Source organism: Pseudomonas sp. MG-9, from assembly GCF_018729515.1.
GTDB lineage: Bacteria > Pseudomonadota > Gammaproteobacteria > Pseudomonadales > Pseudomonadaceae > Aquipseudomonas > Aquipseudomonas serboccidentalis.
Window position 1 is genome coordinate 55,473 of sequence record NZ_JAHHZH010000011.1, and the last position, 17,985, is coordinate 73,457.

A 17,985-nucleotide genomic window follows, 5' to 3' on the forward strand; every position below is an offset into this window, starting at 1 on the left:
GATGTTCAGCCGCGAGCGGCGCGTGGGTGACAGGCAGTGGGGTAGTAGTCGCGAAACCAGGCGATGAAACGCCCCAGTCCTTCATCCAGCTCGATCCGGGGCTGGAACCCGGTGGCCTGGGCCAGATCATCGGTCTCGGCACAGGTGTTGAGCACATCGCCCGGTTGCAGGGGCAAGAGCTCGACAATGGCTTTCTGGCCGAGGTGTTTTTCCATCAGCGCCAGATAGGTTTTCAGCTCCACCGGGTGGTGGCCGCCGATATTGAACAGGCACCACGGCGCCATGCTGCTGCCCGCGTCGGGATGTTCGCGATCCCACTCCGGGTGGTTGTGCGGCGGATGGTCGGCGAGGCGGGCGATGCTTTCGACGATGTCGTCGATGTAGGTGAAGTCCCGTTGGTGCTCGCCGTAGTTGAACAGTTTCAGCGGCGTGCCTTCGGTGATCGCGCGGGCGAACTGGATCGGCGACATGTCGGGCCGACCCCAGGGGCCGTACACGGTGAAAAAGCGCAGGCCGGTGCTGGGAATACCGAACAGGTGGCTGTAACTGTGGGCCATCAGCTCGTTGGCTTTTTTGGTGGCGGCGTACAGCGACAACGGGTGATTGACGCCGTCGCGCACCGAATACGGGGTGTGCTGGTTGGCGCCGTACACCGAGCTCGACGAGGCGTAGATCAGATGCTCGACCGGATGATGCCGGCAGCCTTCGAGAATGTTCAGGAAACCGCTGAGATTGCTGTCCAGATAGGCCCGTGGATTTTCCAGCGAGTAGCGCACCCCGGCCTGCGCCGCGAGGTGGATCACCACTTGCGGTTGCTCGCGGACAAACAGCGCTTCGATCGCGGCGGCATCGGCCAGGTCAATCCGCGCCAGCGGAAAATGTCCGACCTGATCACGCACCCATTGCACGCGGTCGTGTTTGAGCTGCGGGTCGTAATAGCCGTTGAAATTGTCCAGGCCGACCACCGCATGCCCGTCGCGCATCAGCCGCAACACGCAATGGGCGCCAATGAAGCCGGCTGCGCCGGTGACCAGGATTTTCATGGGCGCAGTCCTTCCGGAGCGATGTGGCGCAGACCGATGCCGCTGTAATGCAGGCCGGCGGCGGCTACGTGTTCCGGGTTGTAGAGGTTGCGACCGTCGACAATCACCTTCGAGCGCAGCTTGCTCGCCAGCAGCTCGAAATCCACCACGCGAAAATTCTTCCACTCGGTGCAGATCACCAGTGCATCGGCATCTTCCAGGGTGTCGTCGCGGGTGGCGCACAGGTGCAGGTCGCTGCGATAACCATACAGGCGCCGGCACTCGGACATGGCTTCCGGATCGTAGGCCTGCACGCTGGCGCCTTCGGCCCACAGCGCGTCCATCAGATAGCGGCTGGGGGCTTCGCGCATGTCATCAGTATTGGGTTTGAACGCCAGGCCCCAGATCGCGATCGACTTGCCGGCCAGGCCTTGCGGAAACTGCGCCTTGAGTTTGCTGAACAGGATGTGCCGCTGGCTGTCGTTGACGTCGGTGACACTGCGCAGCAGCTTCAGCGGCATGCCGTTGTGTTCGGCGGTGTGCAGCAGGGCGCGCAGATCCTTGGGGAAGCATGAACCGCCGAAGCCGCAACCGGGGTAGATGAAGTGGTAGCCGATGCGTGGGTCGGAGCCGATGCCTTTGCGCACGGCTTCGATGTCGGCGCCCAGCAGTTCGGTGAGGTTGGCCAGTTCGTTCATGAAGCTGATGCGCGTGGCGAGCATCGCGTTGGCGGCGTACTTGGTCAGCTCGGCGCTGCGGTTGTCCATGAACATCAGTTTTTCGTGATTGCGGCAGAACGGCGCGTACAGCTCGCTCATCTGCTCGCGGGCCGCGTCGTCGCGGGTGCCGACGATGATCCGGTCCGGGCGCATGCAATCGGCGAGGGCGCTGCCTTCCTTGAGAAATTCCGGATTGGACACCACCCGCACCTTGAGGCTGCTACGGTCACGGCGCAGCAGTTCTTCGTTGGCCTTGGCGGCGACCTGGTCCGCCGTACCGACCGGTACCGTGGACTTGATGATCAGGGTGCGATCAGCCTCCATGTGCGAGGCGATTTGCCGGGCGACGTTGAGCACGTGAGTCAGGTCGGCGGAACCGTCCTCATCGGCGGGGGTGCCCACGGCGATGAAAATCAGCTCGGCATGCTCCACCGCGTCGCTGGCCTGGGTGCTGAACAGTAAACGGCCGGCCTTGATGTTTTCTTCCAGCGCTGCAGATAAACCCGGTTCGCTAATAGGCGGAACGCCCTGTTGCAGTTGTTTAATCTTGTTCGGGTCAATATCCACACATAAAACCCGATGTCCGACATCGGCAAGTGCGGCGGCTTGTATAAGGCCAACATAGCCCGTACCAAATACGCTCACGTCCATAGTTGGCGTGCCTCGTAAGACGGTGGAAGATAATAAAAATTGAACTGTCAAAAGGGGTATAGCGCAGGCATGGAAAAGCGTGTCAGCAAAATGACATGTTGCATGTGTATAACACCGGGCATTTTTCAGGCTATTGGCCATCAAGTGCTTGCTATTGCTGGATTTGTCGCGTTCTTGACGCTTTTTTCAAATCCCGAAGAAAACGATAAACGGTCGAAAGCCGTGAAATTAAAGACTTGTAGCGGCTGGAGTGTGTCAGGAATGAGTCAACGTTTTTTTGACGCTTCAGGGAAAAGTCAGGCTTTTCTTGCGCTTTGATAGCCGGGTGCTAGTGTCAGATTTTGACCGACAAACTATTGACCCAATGCCGTTTTGAATGACCGGAATTGCCATGTTTCGATATCTGAAAGAACTGCTTTTAATTATTTATCTGCTGCTTTATTCCGAATATTACATTGATCGGTTAAATGCTATCGGTGTCGGTTTTGCTGTACTTCTTTTTGGCGCGATGTTTTTGGCGCTCACTTTAGCATTATATCTAACGGCTTATATTCGTCAGGCATGGGTTCGACACTTATTCGCGATAACGCTATTTGTCTCGGCGGTATTTTTTGATGTTTACACCCGGGTCACCGCCGATTACCTGAGCTACAGCAGCTTTGTCTCGCTGGTGTACTCCGGCGGCTTCATCCAGGAGGCTGCCTACCAGTACCGCGACGCGATCATTCATGGCGCGCTCAGTGGCCTGCTGTTGCTGTTCGGCATCGGGCTCAAGCCGCGTCACGCGCTGGTGGTGCCCAACGTGTTGCGCGTGGCGGCGCCGGTATGTGGCGTATTGCTGTTGAGTGCGGTGTTGTTCCTGCGGGCGGGCGAGGGCGCGCGCGGCTTGCCGATCATGTACACGCCGCTGGCCTATCTGAACCTGTTCGCCTATGAAGCGCTGCACAACACAGTCGGCCCGCGTGAACCGGTGACGCTGGCGCGCAGTGCACCCGCGGTCAATCACGACATCGTGCTGATCATCGACGAAAGCATCTCCGGCAATTACCTGGACATCAACGCGCCATTCGGGGTGCACAGCAACCTCAAGCAGGCGCATCCGGGTGTCGACATCTTTAATTACGGCTACGCCGCGTCCATCGCCAACTGCAGCGCCGACACCAACGTCACCCTGCGCTACGGCGGCACACGCGCCGATTACATACGGATCAACAGCACGCTGCCGTCGATCTGGCAGTACGCGAAAAAGGCCGGGTTGCGCACGGTGTACATCGACGCCCAGCGCACGGGTGGCAATTTGCAGAACCTGATGACCGACACCGAAAAAAAGGACATCGACGCGTTCGTCCAGTTCGACCAGACCAGCGTGCGTGACCGCGACATGGCCGCCGCCGCGAAGCTGATCGAACTGCTCAACGACGATCAGCCCGAGTTGGTGGTGATCAACAAGGTCGGCGCGCATTTTCCAGTGCACGACAAATACCCCGACGCCTTCATGGCCTACCGCCCGACGCTGCCGCGCGGGCAGTTCACCGAGGTGGCCGACACCGGCAAGCGCGACGGTTTCAACGGCCAGCCGGACGATTGGGTGTTGTACCGCAACGCCTACAAGAACACGGTGCTGTGGAACGTCGGCGAGTTCTTCGCGCGGGTGTTTGCCCAGGCCAGGCTGAACAATGCGCTGCTGATCTACACCTCCGATCACGGTCAGGACCTGCATGAACGCGGCAACCCCGGGCTCAATACGCACTGCGGTGGCGATCCGGTGGAGGAAGAAGGGCTGGTGCCGCTGGTGGTGATTCAGGGCGATCAGTTGCACGGCCCGGACTGGGCGCAATCGTTGCTGACGAACAAGGACCGTTCCAGCCACTACAACATCTTTCCGACCCTGCTGCAGTTGATGGGTTACGACCTGGCGGGCGTCGAAGCGTTGTATGGCAAGTCGCTGACCCAGCCGACGGCCGATGACTTCACCTTCAACTACCGCTTCAACGCGCGATTGGGGGCCAAGCCTGAGTGGAAGTACATTGATCTGAATACCATCGTCACGCCGGGGGAGGCGGCGACCAGTGTGGCAGCCGGGCAGTGAGTGCTGGGGTGGTCGTGCCAGCCGCTTCGCGAGCAAGCGCGCTCCCACCTTGAAATGCGATCCCCTGTGGGAGCGAGCTCGCTCGCGAAGAGAGCAGTGCGAACACCACTGATTTGATCAGCCCGCTATCCGCTATCCTTGCCCCACACTGACCCAGCGGATGGCGGCATGCTTCAGGTTCAAGGCGTTTTCAAAAGTTACCTCACCCCCCAAGGCCCGATAGCGGTGCTGCAAGGCGTCGACCTGACGCTCGAACCCGGCAGCAGTCTGGCGCTGATGGGCGAATCCGGCAGTGGCAAAAGCACCTTGCTGCACCTGATCGCCGGCCTCGACAAGGTCGATCGCGGCAGCATCCGCAGTGGCGAGCATCGGCTCGAGAGCATGAGCGAAGCGCAACTGGCCGACTGGCGCCGTACCGAAATCGGTCTGGTGTTCCAGCAGTTCAACCTGATCGGCAGCCTGCGGGTCGAGGACAATCTGGCGTTTCAGGCGCGCCTGGCCGGGCGTCATGACCCGCGCTGGCAGGCACATCTGGTGCAGCGACTGGGGCTGGGCGAGTTGCTCAAGCGTTATCCCGAACAACTTTCCGGCGGCCAGCAGCAGCGGGTTGCGTTGGCTCGGGCCTTGGCGTCGCGACCGAAATTGCTGTTGGCGGACGAGCCGACCGGCAGCCTCGACGAAGCCACCAGCGATGAAGTGTTGCGCCTGTTGCTGGAGTTGCTCGACGACACGCCGACCACGCTGCTGATGGTCACACACAGCCCGCGCGTTGCGGCGCGGCTGGCGCAGCGGGTGGTGTTGTCCAGCGGCCGTCTGACGTGAACGTTTTCTGGCAGACCCTGCGCGCGCTGCTCAGCCATTGGCGACGGCATCCGGTGCAGTTCTTCAGTGTGCTGACCGGGTTGTGGCTGGCGACCAGTCTGCTGACCGGGGTCGAGGCGCTGAACAGTCAGGCCCGCGACAGTTACGCCCGGGCCAGCCAGATGATCGGCGGCGAACCGCAGGCCAGCCTTGGCGCCCCCAATGGCGCGACATTTACGCAGCAATGGTTTGTCGATCTGCGTCGCGAAGGCTGGCCGGTCTCGCCGCTGCTGCAGGGGCGATTGGTCCTCAAGGATCACGACAACCAGCGTCTGCAACTGATGGGCATTGAGCCGGTGTCGCTGCCGGCGGACTCTGCGGTGGCCGGGCAGGCGATGCCGATCGAGCGCATCGTCGAGTTTTTCTCGCCGCCGGGCAGTACGTGGATTTCGCCTGAGACGTTGCAGGCCTTGAACCTCAGCGAGGGCGCCACGCCGCAAACCGTCAACGGCCAGACCCTGCCGCCGCTGCGCGCGCAAAAGGACATGGCCCCGGGCGTGTTGCTGGTGGACATCGGCGTTGCGCAAACCCTGCTAGAACAACCCGGGCAACTGTCGCGGCTGCTACTGCCGAAGGAGTTTCATGCCGAGCTGCCGCCCGCGCTCAAAGGGCTGCTGCAACTTAAAAGCAGCGCCGAGGAAAACAATCTGGTGCGCCTGACCGAGAGCTTTCACTTGAATCTCGATGCCTTGGGATTTCTCTCGTTCGTGGTCGGGCTGTTCATCGTTCACGCGGCCATTGGCCTGGCGCTGGAGCAACGGCGCGGATTGCTGCGCACCCTGCGTGCCTGCGGGGTGAGTGCGCGGATGCTGATCGGCAGCCTGATCGTCGAACTGGGTGTGCTGGCCCTGGTCGGCGGCGTGTTCGGGGTCATCAGCGGTTACTGGCTGGCGAGTGTGTTGTTGCCGGACGTCGCCGCCAGCCTGCGTGGTTTGTACGGTGCGGAAGTGGCGGGGCAGTTGCGCCTGAGTCCGTGGTGGTGGTTCAGCGGCATCGGCTTGAGCCTGTTCGGCGCGTTGCTGGCCGGCGCCAACAGTCTGTTGCGCGCGGCACGCTTGCCGTTGTTGGCGGTGGCGGACCCGCAGGCCTGGCATCAGCAGCATGCGCGCTGGCTGCGGCGCCAGGGTTGGCTGGCGGCGCTATTGGGCGCGATGGCGCTGCTGGCGTGGGTCTGGGGCGACAGCCTCGGCAGCGGTTTTGCATTGATGGCCGGGCTGCTGCTCGGCGCCGCGCTGGCGCTACCGGTGCTGTTGAGCGCGGTGCTCAATCAACTGCTCGGGCGCAGTCGCTCGGTGCTCGGCCAGTGGTTTCTCGCTGACTGTCGCCAGCAACTGCCGGCGCTGAGTCTGGCGCTGATGGCGTTGCTGCTGGCGCTGGCGGCGAACATCGGCGCCGGCAGCATGACCGCCGGTTTTCGCCAGACCTTCAACGACTGGCTCGAACAACGCCTGAGCGCCGAGCTGTACATCAACCCGGTCAATCCGGCGCAGTCCCGCGAACTCTACACCTGGCTCAAACAGCAGCCGAAGGTCAGCGCCGTGCTGCCCAACTGGCAAGTGGCGGTGACCCTGCAAGGCTGGCCGGCGGAGGTGTTCGGGGTGATCGATCATCCCCATTATCGGCAGCATTGGCCGTTGCTCGACGCGATTGCCGGGGACCCTTGGGCGCATCTGGCGAACGACGATGCGGTGATGCTCAGCGAGCAATTGGCGCGGCGCCTGAAGGTGCGTGCGGGGGATCATCTGAGCCTGCCGACCCCGGGCGGATCGTGGTCGCCGCGGATCGTCGGGATCTACGCCGACTACGGCAATCCCAAGGGGCACGTGCTTGTCAACAGCAACCACCTGCTGCGTCTGTGGCCGGCACTGACGCCGAACCGGTTCAACCTGCGCATCGCACCGCCAGACATCCCGCCGTTGTTGACGGCGCTGCAAACGCGCTTCCAGATCGATGACAGCCGCATCGTCGATCAGGCGCGGCTCAAGGGTTGGTCGGTGCAAGTGTTCGAACGCACCTTCGCCGCCACCGCGGCGCTCAACAGCCTGACGCTGGCGGTGGCCGGTGTGGCGCTGTTCATCAGCCTGCTGACCCAGAGCCAGAGCCGCCTCGGGCAACTCGCGCCGTTGTGGGCCTTGGGCGTGACGCGCCGCCAGTTGATGCTGCTCAACCTCGGCCAGACCTGGCTGCTGGCGGTGCTGACGCTGGTGTTGGCGCTGCCGCTGGGGATCGCGCTGGCGTGGTGTCTGGATGCAGTGATCAATGTGCAGGCGTTCGGCTGGCGTTTGCCGTTGCGGATCTTTCCGCTGCAATTGCTGCAATTGATGGGGCTGGCGCTGCTGGCGACGTTGCTCGCGTCAGCCTGGCCGCTGTATTCGTTGTACCGCACGCAACCGGCGGACCTGCTGAGGACGTTTGCCCATGAGGATTAACCGGGTCGCGCTGTGCCTGGCATTGCTGCTGGTCGGCTGTGATCAACCGGAGCCTGCGCAAAAGGGTTTTGCCGGGCTCGGCGACCAGGCAGCCCAATTCACTCCCGTGGTGCCGGGGCGGGTGTTCAGCTTCCCGGCCGATCACGGTGCTCATGAGGGTTTTCGTATCGAGTGGTGGTACGTCACCGCCAATCTCAAAGATCAGCAGGGCAATGATTTCGGTGTGCAATGGACGCTGTTTCGCAGCGCATTGAAACCGGTTCCGGAGCAGAGCGGGTGGAGCAACCAGACGATCTGGCTGGGGCATGCGGCAGTGACGTCCGGTTCGGTCCATCACGCCGCCGAGCGTTATGCCCGTGGCGGTGTCGGGCAAGCGGGTGTACGGCTGGCGCCGTTCGAAGCGTGGATCGATGATTGGCGTTTTGCCGGTCAAGCGCAGGAGCCGTTGAGCGACATGCAACTCAGTGCTCGCGATCAATCATTCGCCTATCAACTTCACCTCACGTCCAGCCGCCCGCTGGTGTTGCAGGGGGATCAAGGCTTCAGCCAGAAATCCGAACAGGGCCAGGCATCGTATTACTATAGCCAGCCGTTTTTTCAGGCCAGCGGTACCCTGCAGATCGACGGCCAGACCTACACCGTCAGCGGCCCGGCCTGGCTCGATCGCGAATGGAGCAGCCAACCGCTGACGGCCAGTCAAACCGGGTGGGACTGGTTCTCCCTGCACCTGGACAGCGGTGAACACATCATGCTCTACCGCATGCGCCAGAAGGACGGCGCGCCATACCTCACCGGTACCTGGATCGCCGCCGACGGCCAGGTTCAAACCCTGCGTAGCGAACAAATCAAACTCGTCCCGCAAGACACCGCCAAAGTCGCCGGCCGCGCAATACCGGTGCGCTGGACCATCAGTATTCCCGACAAGCACCTCGACATCAGCCTGTCGGCGTTGAACCCCAACGCCTGGATGAACCTGCGCATTCCCTACTGGGAAGGGCCGGTGCGGATCAGCGGCAGCCATGGTGGGCGCGGTTATCTGGAAATGACCGGTTACTGACCGGTGCACTGCAACTGTAGGAGTTGCCGCAGGCTGCGATCTTTTGATCCTGTTTTTTACAAATCAAAGTCAAAAGATCGCAGCCTGCGGCAGCGCCTACATTGAGTTGAACTCCGTTTCGTCTCGCCGCCTCTACACAGTAAATACCAGCGGAGGATTGGCCATGAGCGACGACCTGCAACCCCCGGACCTCACCACCTGGCAGCGCCTGTTCGACGACCAGACCTACTGGCAGCAATCCCCCGACGCTCACTACTTCGACCTGCAACGCATCGCCGACGACTTGCTCGGCCGAGGTGCGATCGATCTTGAGCAGTGGCAGATCCTGCGCGCCAAGGCCGATGACCTGCACAAGGACTCGCCCGCCGTGAACGTCGCCCGTGAACTGGACGACCCCGAAGCCTGAGGAACCGCGCCATGAAACCCGTATCCGCCAACGAACATCCTGATGAGCCCCGTCCACCGGGAGAAACCGAACGCGACAATGACGCCCTGCGCCCGACCGACCCCAAGCAGCGCAAGGACAGCGGCAAGGGCACCGCCAGTGGCGAATCCACCGCGCAGGAGACCGCCGCGCCACAAACAAAAGCCAAGCCCTGAACAGCGTCTATGCTCAGTGGCACATTCGGTGCCGACCACGCGTGGGCGCCGGTTGCTGCCATTCATTACAGGGAAAGTACCGTTTATGAAGCTCCACACTCTGGCCAAGGCCATCACTCTTGCAACCGTATTGTCCGCCACCAGCTTCGGCGCATTGGCGGCGGAAATCCCGCTGTCCGCCACCATTGAGGCCGATAAGGTCACCACCAAAGTACTGGCCGTGGATGCGGCCAACCATCAGGTCGTGCTCGAAGGCGCCGAAGGTCGCCAGGTGCATGTTCAGTTGAGCGACAAGGCGAAAAACCTCGCCAACCTCAAGGTCGGCGATCTGGTAAAACTTGAAGTTCAGCGTTCCGTCGCGGCTTACCTCGATACCGATGTGGATAAAGGTCTGCCTGGCACCGTCGAGCGCAGCGGCGAGCTGCGCAAGGCGCCGGGCAATGAAAACCCGGGTGGCGAAGCGTACCGGCAGATTCAGGTGCAACTGAAAATCACCAAAATTGATTTGAAGAATAATCAGGTGACCCTGCAAAACCCCCAGGGCCAATCGAAAATCCTCGACGTGAAGAAGCCTGAAATTCAAGCCAAACTGAAGGATTTGAAAGAAGGGCAGAGCGTTATCGTCACTTACACCGATATATTAAAAGTGACCAGTCAGCATGAAAGCTGAGTATTAACTCTACAAGAGGGTTGTTCTTGTACAGAATGTTGTATGAGAACAATCATCTGAAATGAGTTGTGCAGTGCTTTGAAAGTTTCGCGAAAGGTTTTCGTCGATAAATATCTATTAACTTTTTCGTACATTAAATTTACTTTATGAAGGACGACATATCCGCCAACTTCTATTAAAATCCTTCCCGTTCGCCCAGTGTCAGGGCTCTTTACCGGTGCATGGATTGCCAGGCCATTACACTGGGCGAACACCTCTTCGGAGCGGATGTATACAATTTTAGATAAAAAAAGGGCGACTTTTAAGTCGCCCTTTTTTGTTTTTGCGGTTAGGCCGATGTCTGGCCCTCAAAGCGTTTGAGGGTGGCCTGGTACATTTTGGTCCGCCGGTGATTTTTGCCGTAGGTGCCGGCAGCTGCGACGGTTCCTGCCTGGATGTGATCCAGATAGCGGAAAATCTTGCGCGGCGCCAGCAGCTTGATCCCGTAGCCCAACGCTGTCATTCGATCCTGCAGAGTATAACCGGGCACCCGGTCATCCATGCAAAAGTGCAGTCCCCGGGACTTCATCAACTTGGCGTTCCACAACGTGCAGAAACTCTTGAGATGAGTTTCCCGATAAGGTTTCGGCTCTTTGCTGCGCAAGCCCAACGAGGTTTTGGCCCGGCGAACATAATGTTTGCAAAAGCGCGAAGTTAGTCGCCAGGTGTCTCTCACGACCCCACGATTAATTTGCTCGACACACCCGACCGCCGCGATGCCCGGAGTCTTTGTGCACTCACGCAGCATCATCGCGAAGACTTCCTTGTCATAGACAAAGGTGTCGGTGTGCAGCAAAAACAGATAGTCGGTTTCAACTTTCTCCAACGCCATGTCCAGCGCCTTGCCATGAGCAATATGCCCGGCTTCTTTGCCGGGGGAGGGACGTTCGATCAGATTGATCCAGTCCAGTGAGCGCAAGTAATCCAGGCTGGCATCCGCCGAATCATTGTCCACCACCCACACCGGAATGCGCTGCGCCTGAACGTGCTGGCGCAACAGCTCCAGGCACATCCGGGTGATGTCCGGGGTTTTGTAATTTACCAATACAAGACTGAAATTCGGCTGCGTAACGGCTGGTAAATCAAACTGGCTCATTCGGGAAGCTCATCCACGGTTGATCGACGGCAAGGGTCTGTCGGGCCGGGATGCTAGCGACGCAACCTTAGTTGAAGCTTAATTTGCCGCTCAGCAAGTGGGTCAAAGTGTGTCGAGCCAAGACATCTCACACACGACGGAAGCCGGCCCACAGGCTAAACTGCGCGCCCCTTTGCACGCTTCAAGGAACAAACGGCGCCCGCCGTAGACTCACGGATGAAACCACTCTCCCTCTACCACCCGGCCCTGTACTGGCTGCGCGTGTGGCAAAAAAGACTGTTCCGCCAGATCGCCTGGCACTGCTTCAGCAAACGCTACGCGCGCCTGGTTGCCGGCGCCGACCGCCTGCCATTCCGCTACCTGAAACACACCTCGAAACTCATCCGCAAACTCGGCGACTCCGACCTCGCCCTGCAACACAACAAAGTCATCAACCTCAAACTCGCCGTCGCCGCCATCGACGGCGTCGTCATCGCCCCGGGCGAACACTTCTCCTTCTGCCGCCTCGTCGGCCGCCCAACCGCCAAACGCGGCTACGTCGAAGGCATGGAACTGTCCTTCGGCGAAGCACGACGCGGTATCGGCGGCGGAATCTGCCAACTGAGCAACCTGATTCACTGGATGGCGATCCACTCACCGCTGGTCGTGGTCGAGCGCTCCAACCACAGCTTCGATCCATTCCCGGACGAGGGGCGAGTATTGCCATTCGGTTCCGGCGCGGCGATTTTCTATAACTACGTTGATCTGGTATTGCACAACCCGACGGATCGGCACTTTCAGCTGAAATTGAACGTCGGCGAGACACAACTCGAAGGGGAGTTGTTGTGTGATCGGGTGGGGGAATATCGCTATCACGTGTTTCAAGAGGCGCATCGGTTTGTGCGGGAGGGCAGCAGGGTGTTTCGCGAGAACGAGATTTGGCGAGAGGTCAGGGAAAAGGGGCAGGTGGGGGCGTTGGTGAAACGGGAGAGGCTTTATCGGAATCGGGTCGTGGTGAAGTATGAAGTGGTGGGCGAACTGGTTGAATAGATGCATAGTGAATGCGGGTTTTCAGCTTTGATGACGCAATTGTTGCTCTGCAGCTTTTTGCGATTCAGATTTGAAATTAGGTATGTATAACCATAGGCTTTTATTAGATCTAAGGGGGAGTCATAGCTATCTGGAAGATGGGCGATATTAAGGGCGTAGCCGCCTAGAGCGTCAATGTGCCCCGACTCGGCAGTCTTCTTAAGCTATTTCCGATATCTTGTTTACTTTCGTTGTGTTCGTACAAGTAGTTCGCATAAAGGTACATGCCTGGAGGGAATCCTCCTTCCGCAGATGCCTTAAACCATTTTTCGATTGCTTTTTCTCGACTGGCTGGAATTACGAACCAATCTTTTCCTTTTTGGTGGGCACTTGCAAGAAGTCGCTGAGCGAAGTTGTTACTCGACTCTGCAGCCACTTCTAGCCACTCCAAACCTTGTTAGCTGTAAAGAGCGAAACCATTGCTTTGGTGTCGCCTCTCTCCGCGCGTTCGTGTGCAATTTTTAAGGCCTGAGCCCGCCAATCCTTACCAATTTTTTGCTTGCAGGTTTCGATAAAAGTGCAGAGATCTTCTTTGTTACTGAGACGCAGCATGGAATATATATGTCCTTGTTCGGCTGCGGCCTCATATCATTTCACTGCTTCCTCTGCCATGTAGCTATTGCTTAGGTGGATGGTCTCGCCTAAGTAGTACTGAGCGTCTCGATTGCCCGTTTCGGCGGCGGGTTGCAAAAAAGACTGTGAAGAAGTCCAAGCGCTTTGATTGTAAAGCGCGATACCGCTATCTTTGGCCGTAGCTTGATTCTTTGTCAATTGGGTGGCATAAACATTTGGTGCAAGCGTTAAGAGAAAAAAGCTTGTCACTAATTTAATGAGTAATGCCACTTTGAGTTCTCAATAGCCGTAAACAGGGACGAAATAAGAAAGCGGTGGTCGCGTTTTCTTCCATTCTTCCGCAAATAGAAGACCTTGCTTGATTTCTTCCTTGGTCATTTTTTCAGTGATTTTTGGGAGCATTCTTTCTCCGTCTTCGGCTGCTGTCCCGCCACCCTCGAATTTAGACATCAGATAGGCTAGTCCATAAGCCTCAATCAAGTTTTTTGGGTAGTCTAGATCGTTTGGTATATGGGCTACGCTGAGGGCGTAATTGCCGACCGCGCTGACGTACCCGCCTTCGGCTGATTTTTTCAACCAATAAGCAACTTCTTCTTTCTTACCTCCATGTTCGAATAAATAGTTGGCATAAAAATACATTGCTTTGGGATATCCACCTTCAGCTGACGCTTTGTACCACTTTTGAATGGTTTTTTCGCGGCTACCCGGGACGATGAACCATCCGTCCCCATCTTCGTAGATTCCTGCGAGTGTATTCTGCGCTAGAGGATCACCTGCCTCAGCTGCCATTTCTAACCAGCTGAATCCTTGTTTGGTGATGAATAAAACGGTCATTGCTTCAGTGTCGTTGTTTTTAACTTGTTCCTGAGCTAATTGTATTACTTGTTCACGCCATTCGTCTGCACTTTTGCCACCGCAGCTTTTCATTTCATTACAGATATCACTCTTACTGCTTAGTCTTAGCATTGCGTATAGGTTGCCCTGTTGCGCAGCTGCTTCATACCATTTTCTTGCTTCATTAGTTGTGTATCGGTTGCTCAGGCGAATTGCCTCTGCCAAGTAATATTGGGCTGTCTCGTCACCAGCAATGGCAGCACTTTCTAGTAAGGGTTGAGAGTCGTACCAGTCGCTTTGCTGATACAAAATGAGTCCTCTTTCTTTTTTCGACTGCTGTTCTTGTGTTAATTGCGCAGAAGCGGAACAGGAAAAAAGGACGGATAGAAATAGGCATAATGCGATTTTAATCAATGTTCGGTCCCTTGTAGCTTGCTTTTATATCTTGGATTGGAGCGAAAGCAGGGCCCTTATAAATGGTGTTGTACTCACAGTGTCCATTTAGTCGTGCGCCTAATCTAGCTACATGCTCGCGATAAATTGCTCTTGTGTCGTTACTGGCTTTGTCCAGAGCTTTAAGTCGTTCGGCCATAAATGAATCAAGCTTGAATTTGTTTTTACAATATGTCAGCCCGGCTTGCGGTGGTCGCAATCCATCCCGATTCATACGTATAACTGTCTCTTCGAATTGTAAAGCAGCGTTAGGGTTGGATGATATCCACCCTAAACACCGTTCGATCGCTCTCTGCTGTAGTTGATATGCCTCGTCTTCCTTGACGCTTTTATTGTCTTGGTCTTCTTCTATTGAAAAAGGTTCAGGAGAAGAGCTAAGGGTCAATAGCAGCGGTCCAAGTGCCTGTGGCGGCAAGTTACATACCCATTCCTGCATCTCCTTCTGTTTTTTGTCGGTAACGATTGAGTAAGCAATCAACCCCCCGCGCCCCCCCTCAGTCAGCGCATCAAAAATCCCTTTAACAATGGCATACCCGCGCACATAGGCAAACGCCACATCGATGCCCGTGGCGCCGAGGAAGCTCAGTTTTTGCAGGTAGTCCATGGCTTCGCCATCGACCCACTCAAGGTCCTTGTATTGGTTCGCGGCCATTTCCTGTCGCACCAGTTCCGTCAAGGCCACGATGCTGTCGTAGCCGACTTCAAAGGTCAAATACCCTTTGACGCCTGCGCCCCAGACCAGCGCGCCCTTGATCGATAACAGCAGTAGGCCGTTTTGCATCCGCAGGTGCATGTCGCCCGTGTAGCCGGCGCCGATGGCCACGGCCACTTCAACTTCCAGTTTGGCCAAAGGGCGCCACTGGTTGGCTGAAATGCGATTGGGCACGGGAGCAGGAGGGAGGACGCTTGGGGGAGGGCACCAGAACAGTTTGCCGGTGACTTTGCAACCGGCTTGGGCGCCGGCAAACACTTCGAACTTGGCGAGGTCGCCGGATTTTTCAGCGATATCCACACCGACCAGGCTGGTGTAACCGGTTTTCTGGTCCAGGGTCAGGTCGCGTGACAGCATGAGGCTTGCGCCAGCGAATCCCCAGGCCTTGGCTTCCAGATCCAGCGACAGTTTGCCGAAGTTGACGCTGCGCACGCTGCCGTCCTGGGCCTTGTATTTCGCGACCCAGGGTCGGCCTTTGCCCGTTTCGGAAACTCGACTTTGAGTAAGCTGACTTCCCCACGCCACGCGTTGCCGCCAGTGGCCGAGACCCATTGGGAGTAACGTTCTTCGATCTTTTTCTCAAGCTCATCGCGTTTGGTGGTCAGCTCGATGAATGCCTGAAAATCCTCGGTACCGGCGTACTGGTCATCGGGACTCAGCGCAAACCCGGGAACTGCAATCCCGCACTCGGCAAGCTCCACGATGGCATTGATGTACTTGGACATCAGGTCTTTTGTAAAAGCTCAGACTTGACCTGACGGTTATCGGGCTATCTGATTTCTGGCAACTATATAGCTCAGCTATTTGTTAATTCCTATGCGTTGCTTTCGTTTAGGTTTGCCTTGAAGTACGTCATAAAATCCTGTCCTTGAGCAAAGGCTTTTTCGATTTTCGCGCTTTGCTCTTTAAGCGCCGGGCTTGGCTTGCCCCATTGTTCAGGCGGAAGAGGTTTGGACCACTCAGCAATGGATTCAGGTAGAGATTTCATGCCGAAACGATGGTCCCATTCTGCTACCCAATACGGAAAACGCCACCAAGTGATCAAATGTGTCAGGTACCACCAACCAACGTCTAAAGCGGAACGTTCGTTGTGCTGGTATTCCTCGTGCATGTCTTGTCGTTTTTTATCAAAGGTGTGGCGACCCTCGTAGGGTGCCTTGCCTGGGCAGAACTCTGGACCTTTTTCCATATAGATCCGTATGGCTTCCCACTTACCCAAGGCATGGGCAGGAGTCATGACCTCCTGTGTGAAAAAGTGCACCGTATCGGCCTTGGGATTATCTATGGCCATGCCAAAGGTGTAGCTACTGATTACGCCTACTCCAGTGAATCCGGTGCTGACTGAGATCCACGCAACCGTGTCTTCCCAAGGCTGGATCACGGCTTCGTCGGAGCCATTCGGGAAGTAACAGACCTCTCGGCGTTGACGGTTAAATCGGATGGGTCTGGCGCGGGCTTTGTTCCTTGTGGTGCTGATAATCGCGTACAGGCCAATCAGCGCTGCGCCCCCTCCACACCAGAGCGCTAGTGATATTCCGAACTCAAAAAAATCGTTGAAGTAAAACCAGAAGCTTCTGCCGAATGGGTTTATGAATGCTGCGAAGCCCATCAATGTTGGGAGAACCAATAGACAAACGATAGCTACGACTGTTGGGAGTGATACAGCTAATCGTGCTTGGAAAGACTTGGTGAGATTGCTGCTACCCAAGTCCAGATAGGTGTCGTTGACTTCAACAAAACTTCCACCGAGATCCACTGGGATTTGCCCGGTCGGAACTGGCAGCGGTGAGAAAAATAATGCTTCACCTGTGGCAAAACGACGAGTTTCACCTGCCGTGGGGCGGTGATTTTTAAGATCAAGTTCGACTTGCTGTTCAGGTTTGGATGGCATGCAATTCAACCGAGAAAGTGTAGGCGGTTTAGGCAACTACAGCAAAGCAAAGGTGACAGATTTATTTTCTAAAAATACATCTATCACCCTGTCACCTTTTGCTCTCTTGGCTCCTACGCCTCGTTAATTATGCTGTGCTTCCTGTTCCGTTGATGAGCGCTCTAGATCTATTTTGAAGTAACTCATGAAATCTTGACCACGAGCAAAAGCTTTTTCGATTTTTGCTGACTGTTCTTTCAACGCTGCGCTCGGTTGTGCCCACTGTTCGGGTGGAAGCTCTTCTGACCACCTTTCAACTGACTCGGGAAATCCTTTCATGCTGTAGCGGTGATCCCATTCCGCTATCCAGTACGGAAGACGCCACAACGTAATTAAGTGAGTCAAATACCACCATGCCACACCCAGTGCAGAGCGCTCCTTGTGTTGGTATTCCTCTCGCATGTCATCGCGTTCTTTATTGAAACTATGACTGCCCTCAAAAGGGGCCTGGCCGGGGCAGAATTGAGTGCCCTTTTCCATGTAGATGCGGATGGCTTCCCATTTTCCTAAACCATGAATAGGTGTCATTACCTCTTGATTCAGAAAGTGTACCGTATCAGCCTTGGGGTTATCGATGGCCATGCCAAAGGTATAATTTCTCATTACACCTACTCCCGTAACTCCCGTACTTATTGAAAGCCAGGCGACAGTATCTTCCCAAGGTTGGATTATCGGTTCATCAGAGCCGTCAGGAAAAAAACAGACCTCACGCCGTTGGCGATTAAATCGAATTGGACGAGCTCTTGATTTTTTGAGGGTACTGCTGATTACTACATAGCTACCGAGGATCGCCACTCCCCCAGCGCACCAGATAGATAGTCGCAAGCCAAACTCAAAAAAATCGCTAAAGTACCACCAGAAACTGCGACCAAAGGGATTATTGATTCCAGCGAGGCCTGCAAGTGTTGGAACAATTAATAAACATGAAATGAGTACGAGCATTACACTTGCGATCATCACTCTCGCTTGGAATGCCTTGTTCACATTACTGCTGCCTACATCAAGAAACGTATCGTTTACTTCAATGAAGCTTCCTCCCAAATCCATGGGCGTTTGCCCCGTCGGAATTGGTTTCGGTGAGAAAAATATGGCTTCACCTGTAGCGAAGCGCCGGCGTTCTCCCGCAAAAGGTCGGTTTTGTTTGAAATCAAACTCATCGTTTTTCTTAAGGTTCGAATACAT

General features: G+C 56.6%; 19 protein-coding genes. 10 read left to right on the forward strand and 9 right to left on the reverse strand.

Features of this window, described 5'->3' with window-relative positions:
* Positions 1-5 precede the first annotated feature (5 nt).
* Both KKQ10_RS25100 and KKQ10_RS25105 read right to left on the reverse strand, forming a co-directional pair.
* Positions 6-1,043: an NAD-dependent epimerase gene (locus KKQ10_RS25100; protein ID WP_215502604.1), complete on the reverse strand. Its 1,038-nt coding sequence runs from the start codon at positions 1,041-1,043 to the stop codon at positions 6-8.
* Positions 1,040-2,392, reverse strand: a complete 1,353-nt coding sequence (locus KKQ10_RS25105) for a UDP-glucose dehydrogenase family protein (protein ID WP_127651799.1) — start codon at positions 2,390-2,392, stop codon at positions 1,040-1,042. Before KKQ10_RS25105 ends, KKQ10_RS25100 begins: the two co-directional genes overlap by 4 nt.
* Before the next feature lie 69 nt (positions 2,393-2,461).
* Between KKQ10_RS25105 and KKQ10_RS25110 the strand changes: the two genes are divergently transcribed.
* The 8 genes from KKQ10_RS25110 to KKQ10_RS25145 all read left to right on the forward strand — a co-directional run bounded on the left by KKQ10_RS25110 (position 2,462) and on the right by KKQ10_RS25145 (position 10,098).
* The gene (locus KKQ10_RS25110) at positions 2,462-2,710 is read left to right on the forward strand and encodes a hypothetical protein (RefSeq protein ID WP_127651798.1); all 249 of its coding nucleotides are present in this window, start codon (positions 2,462-2,464) and stop codon (positions 2,708-2,710) included.
* A 73-nt stretch (positions 2,711-2,783) separates the two neighbouring features.
* Complete coding sequence (locus KKQ10_RS25115; RefSeq protein ID WP_215502605.1) at positions 2,784-4,481, forward strand: sulfatase-like hydrolase/transferase; 1,698 nt, start codon at positions 2,784-2,786, stop codon at positions 4,479-4,481.
* Positions 4,482-4,649: 168 nt separating this feature from the next.
* On the forward strand, positions 4,650-5,303 hold the full coding sequence (locus KKQ10_RS25120) for an ABC transporter ATP-binding protein (protein WP_215502606.1): 654 nt from the start codon (positions 4,650-4,652) through the stop codon (positions 5,301-5,303).
* Positions 5,300-7,771 carry an ABC transporter permease gene (locus KKQ10_RS25125; RefSeq protein ID WP_215502607.1) on the forward strand — a complete coding sequence of 824 codons (2,472 nt, stop codon included), beginning with the start codon at positions 5,300-5,302 and terminating at the stop codon, positions 7,769-7,771. The genes KKQ10_RS25120 and KKQ10_RS25125 overlap by 4 nt, the downstream gene beginning before the upstream one ends.
* On the forward strand, positions 7,761-8,828 hold the full coding sequence (locus KKQ10_RS25130; protein WP_215502608.1) for a lipocalin-like domain-containing protein: 1,068 nt from the start codon (positions 7,761-7,763) through the stop codon (positions 8,826-8,828). Before KKQ10_RS25125 ends, KKQ10_RS25130 begins: the two co-directional genes overlap by 11 nt.
* A gap of 163 nt (positions 8,829-8,991) precedes the next feature.
* Positions 8,992-9,234 (forward strand): hypothetical protein, encoded by a 243-nt coding sequence (locus KKQ10_RS25135; protein ID WP_215502609.1) that lies wholly within the window; start codon positions 8,992-8,994, stop codon positions 9,232-9,234.
* 11 nt (positions 9,235-9,245) lie between these two features.
* Positions 9,246-9,428 (forward strand): hypothetical protein, encoded by a 183-nt coding sequence (locus KKQ10_RS25140; RefSeq protein ID WP_215502610.1) that lies wholly within the window; start codon positions 9,246-9,248, stop codon positions 9,426-9,428.
* 85 nt (positions 9,429-9,513) lie between these two features.
* The gene (locus KKQ10_RS25145; RefSeq protein ID WP_215502611.1) at positions 9,514-10,098 is read left to right on the forward strand and encodes a hypothetical protein; all 585 of its coding nucleotides are present in this window, start codon (positions 9,514-9,516) and stop codon (positions 10,096-10,098) included.
* Positions 10,099-10,426: 328 nt separating this feature from the next.
* Here the strand turns inward: KKQ10_RS25145 and KKQ10_RS25150 are convergent, their stop codons facing one another.
* Positions 10,427-11,233: a glycosyltransferase family 2 protein gene (locus tag KKQ10_RS25150; protein WP_127651790.1), complete on the reverse strand. Its 807-nt coding sequence runs from the start codon at positions 11,231-11,233 to the stop codon at positions 10,427-10,429.
* A 216-nt stretch (positions 11,234-11,449) separates the two neighbouring features.
* Here KKQ10_RS25150 and KKQ10_RS25155 point away from each other — a divergent pair, with 216 nt between their 5' ends.
* Positions 11,450-12,262: a VanW family protein gene (locus KKQ10_RS25155; RefSeq protein WP_215502612.1), complete on the forward strand. Its 813-nt coding sequence runs from the start codon at positions 11,450-11,452 to the stop codon at positions 12,260-12,262.
* 417 nt (positions 12,263-12,679) lie between these two features.
* Here the strand turns inward: KKQ10_RS25155 and KKQ10_RS25160 are convergent, their stop codons facing one another.
* The 4 genes from KKQ10_RS25160 to KKQ10_RS25175 are packed head-to-tail and all read right to left on the reverse strand — an operon-like array spanning position 12,680 to position 15,425.
* Positions 12,680-12,853 carry a hypothetical protein gene (locus KKQ10_RS25160; protein ID WP_215502613.1) on the reverse strand — a complete coding sequence of 58 codons (174 nt, stop codon included), beginning with the start codon at positions 12,851-12,853 and terminating at the stop codon, positions 12,680-12,682.
* Between the two features lie 36 nt (positions 12,854-12,889).
* Positions 12,890-13,144 carry a hypothetical protein gene (locus KKQ10_RS25165; protein WP_215502614.1) on the reverse strand — a complete coding sequence of 85 codons (255 nt, stop codon included), beginning with the start codon at positions 13,142-13,144 and terminating at the stop codon, positions 12,890-12,892.
* A 9-nt stretch (positions 13,145-13,153) separates the two neighbouring features.
* Positions 13,154-14,122, reverse strand: coding sequence for a tetratricopeptide repeat protein (locus KKQ10_RS25170; protein ID WP_215502615.1), 969 nt, complete (start codon positions 14,120-14,122; stop codon positions 13,154-13,156).
* A complete protein-coding gene (locus KKQ10_RS25175) occupies positions 14,115-15,425 on the reverse strand; it encodes a hypothetical protein (protein ID WP_215502616.1) in 1,311 nt (436 codons plus the stop codon). The genes KKQ10_RS25170 and KKQ10_RS25175 overlap by 8 nt, the downstream gene beginning before the upstream one ends.
* On the opposite strand from KKQ10_RS25175, the gene KKQ10_RS25180 reads away from it, so the two are divergent.
* Complete coding sequence (locus KKQ10_RS25180) at positions 15,425-15,631, forward strand: hypothetical protein (protein WP_215502617.1); 207 nt, start codon at positions 15,425-15,427, stop codon at positions 15,629-15,631. The genes KKQ10_RS25175 and KKQ10_RS25180 overlap by 1 nt on opposite strands.
* A gap of 56 nt (positions 15,632-15,687) precedes the next feature.
* Here KKQ10_RS25180 and KKQ10_RS25185 read toward each other — a convergent pair whose 3' ends face one another.
* Positions 15,688-16,764: a DUF6708 domain-containing protein gene (locus KKQ10_RS25185; protein WP_252191752.1), complete on the reverse strand. Its 1,077-nt coding sequence runs from the start codon at positions 16,762-16,764 to the stop codon at positions 15,688-15,690.
* 123 nt (positions 16,765-16,887) lie between these two features.
* Positions 16,888-17,985, reverse strand: a complete 1,098-nt coding sequence (locus KKQ10_RS25190) for a DUF6708 domain-containing protein (RefSeq protein WP_343228791.1) — start codon at positions 17,983-17,985, stop codon at positions 16,888-16,890.

What these genes read in the sequence shown, in the direction of transcription:
- KKQ10_RS25155 (WP_215502612.1), top strand. Translation starts at nt 11,450, where the DNA reads ATGAAACCACTCTCCCTCTACCACCCGGCCCTGTACTGGCTGCGCGTG.
- KKQ10_RS25160 (WP_215502613.1), bottom strand. Translation starts at nt 12,853, where the DNA reads ATGCTGCGTCTCAGTAACAAAGAAGATCTCTGCACTTTTATCGAAACC.
- KKQ10_RS25185 (WP_252191752.1), bottom strand. Translation starts at nt 16,764, where the DNA reads ATGCCATCCAAACCTGAACAGCAAGTCGAACTTGATCTTAAAAATCAC.
- KKQ10_RS25120 (WP_215502606.1), top strand. Translation starts at nt 4,650, where the DNA reads ATGCTTCAGGTTCAAGGCGTTTTCAAAAGTTACCTCACCCCCCAAGGC.
- KKQ10_RS25145 (WP_215502611.1), top strand. Translation starts at nt 9,514, where the DNA reads ATGAAGCTCCACACTCTGGCCAAGGCCATCACTCTTGCAACCGTATTG.
- KKQ10_RS25150 (WP_127651790.1), bottom strand. Translation starts at nt 11,233, where the DNA reads ATGAGCCAGTTTGATTTACCAGCCGTTACGCAGCCGAATTTCAGTCTT.
- KKQ10_RS25115 (WP_215502605.1), top strand. Translation starts at nt 2,784, where the DNA reads ATGTTTCGATATCTGAAAGAACTGCTTTTAATTATTTATCTGCTGCTT.
- KKQ10_RS25105 (WP_127651799.1), bottom strand. Translation starts at nt 2,392, where the DNA reads ATGGACGTGAGCGTATTTGGTACGGGCTATGTTGGCCTTATACAAGCC.
- KKQ10_RS25135 (WP_215502609.1), top strand. Translation starts at nt 8,992, where the DNA reads ATGAGCGACGACCTGCAACCCCCGGACCTCACCACCTGGCAGCGCCTG.
- KKQ10_RS25140 (WP_215502610.1), top strand. Translation starts at nt 9,246, where the DNA reads ATGAAACCCGTATCCGCCAACGAACATCCTGATGAGCCCCGTCCACCG.
- KKQ10_RS25110 (WP_127651798.1), top strand. Translation starts at nt 2,462, where the DNA reads ATGGAAAAGCGTGTCAGCAAAATGACATGTTGCATGTGTATAACACCG.
- KKQ10_RS25190 (WP_343228791.1), bottom strand. Translation starts at nt 17,985, where the DNA reads ATGTATTCGAACCTTAAGAAAAACGATGAGTTTGATTTCAAACAAAAC.
- KKQ10_RS25130 (WP_215502608.1), top strand. Translation starts at nt 7,761, where the DNA reads ATGAGGATTAACCGGGTCGCGCTGTGCCTGGCATTGCTGCTGGTCGGC.
- KKQ10_RS25100 (WP_215502604.1), bottom strand. Translation starts at nt 1,043, where the DNA reads ATGAAAATCCTGGTCACCGGCGCAGCCGGCTTCATTGGCGCCCATTGC.
- KKQ10_RS25175 (WP_215502616.1), bottom strand. Translation starts at nt 15,425, where the DNA reads ATGGGTCTCGGCCACTGGCGGCAACGCGTGGCGTGGGGAAGTCAGCTT.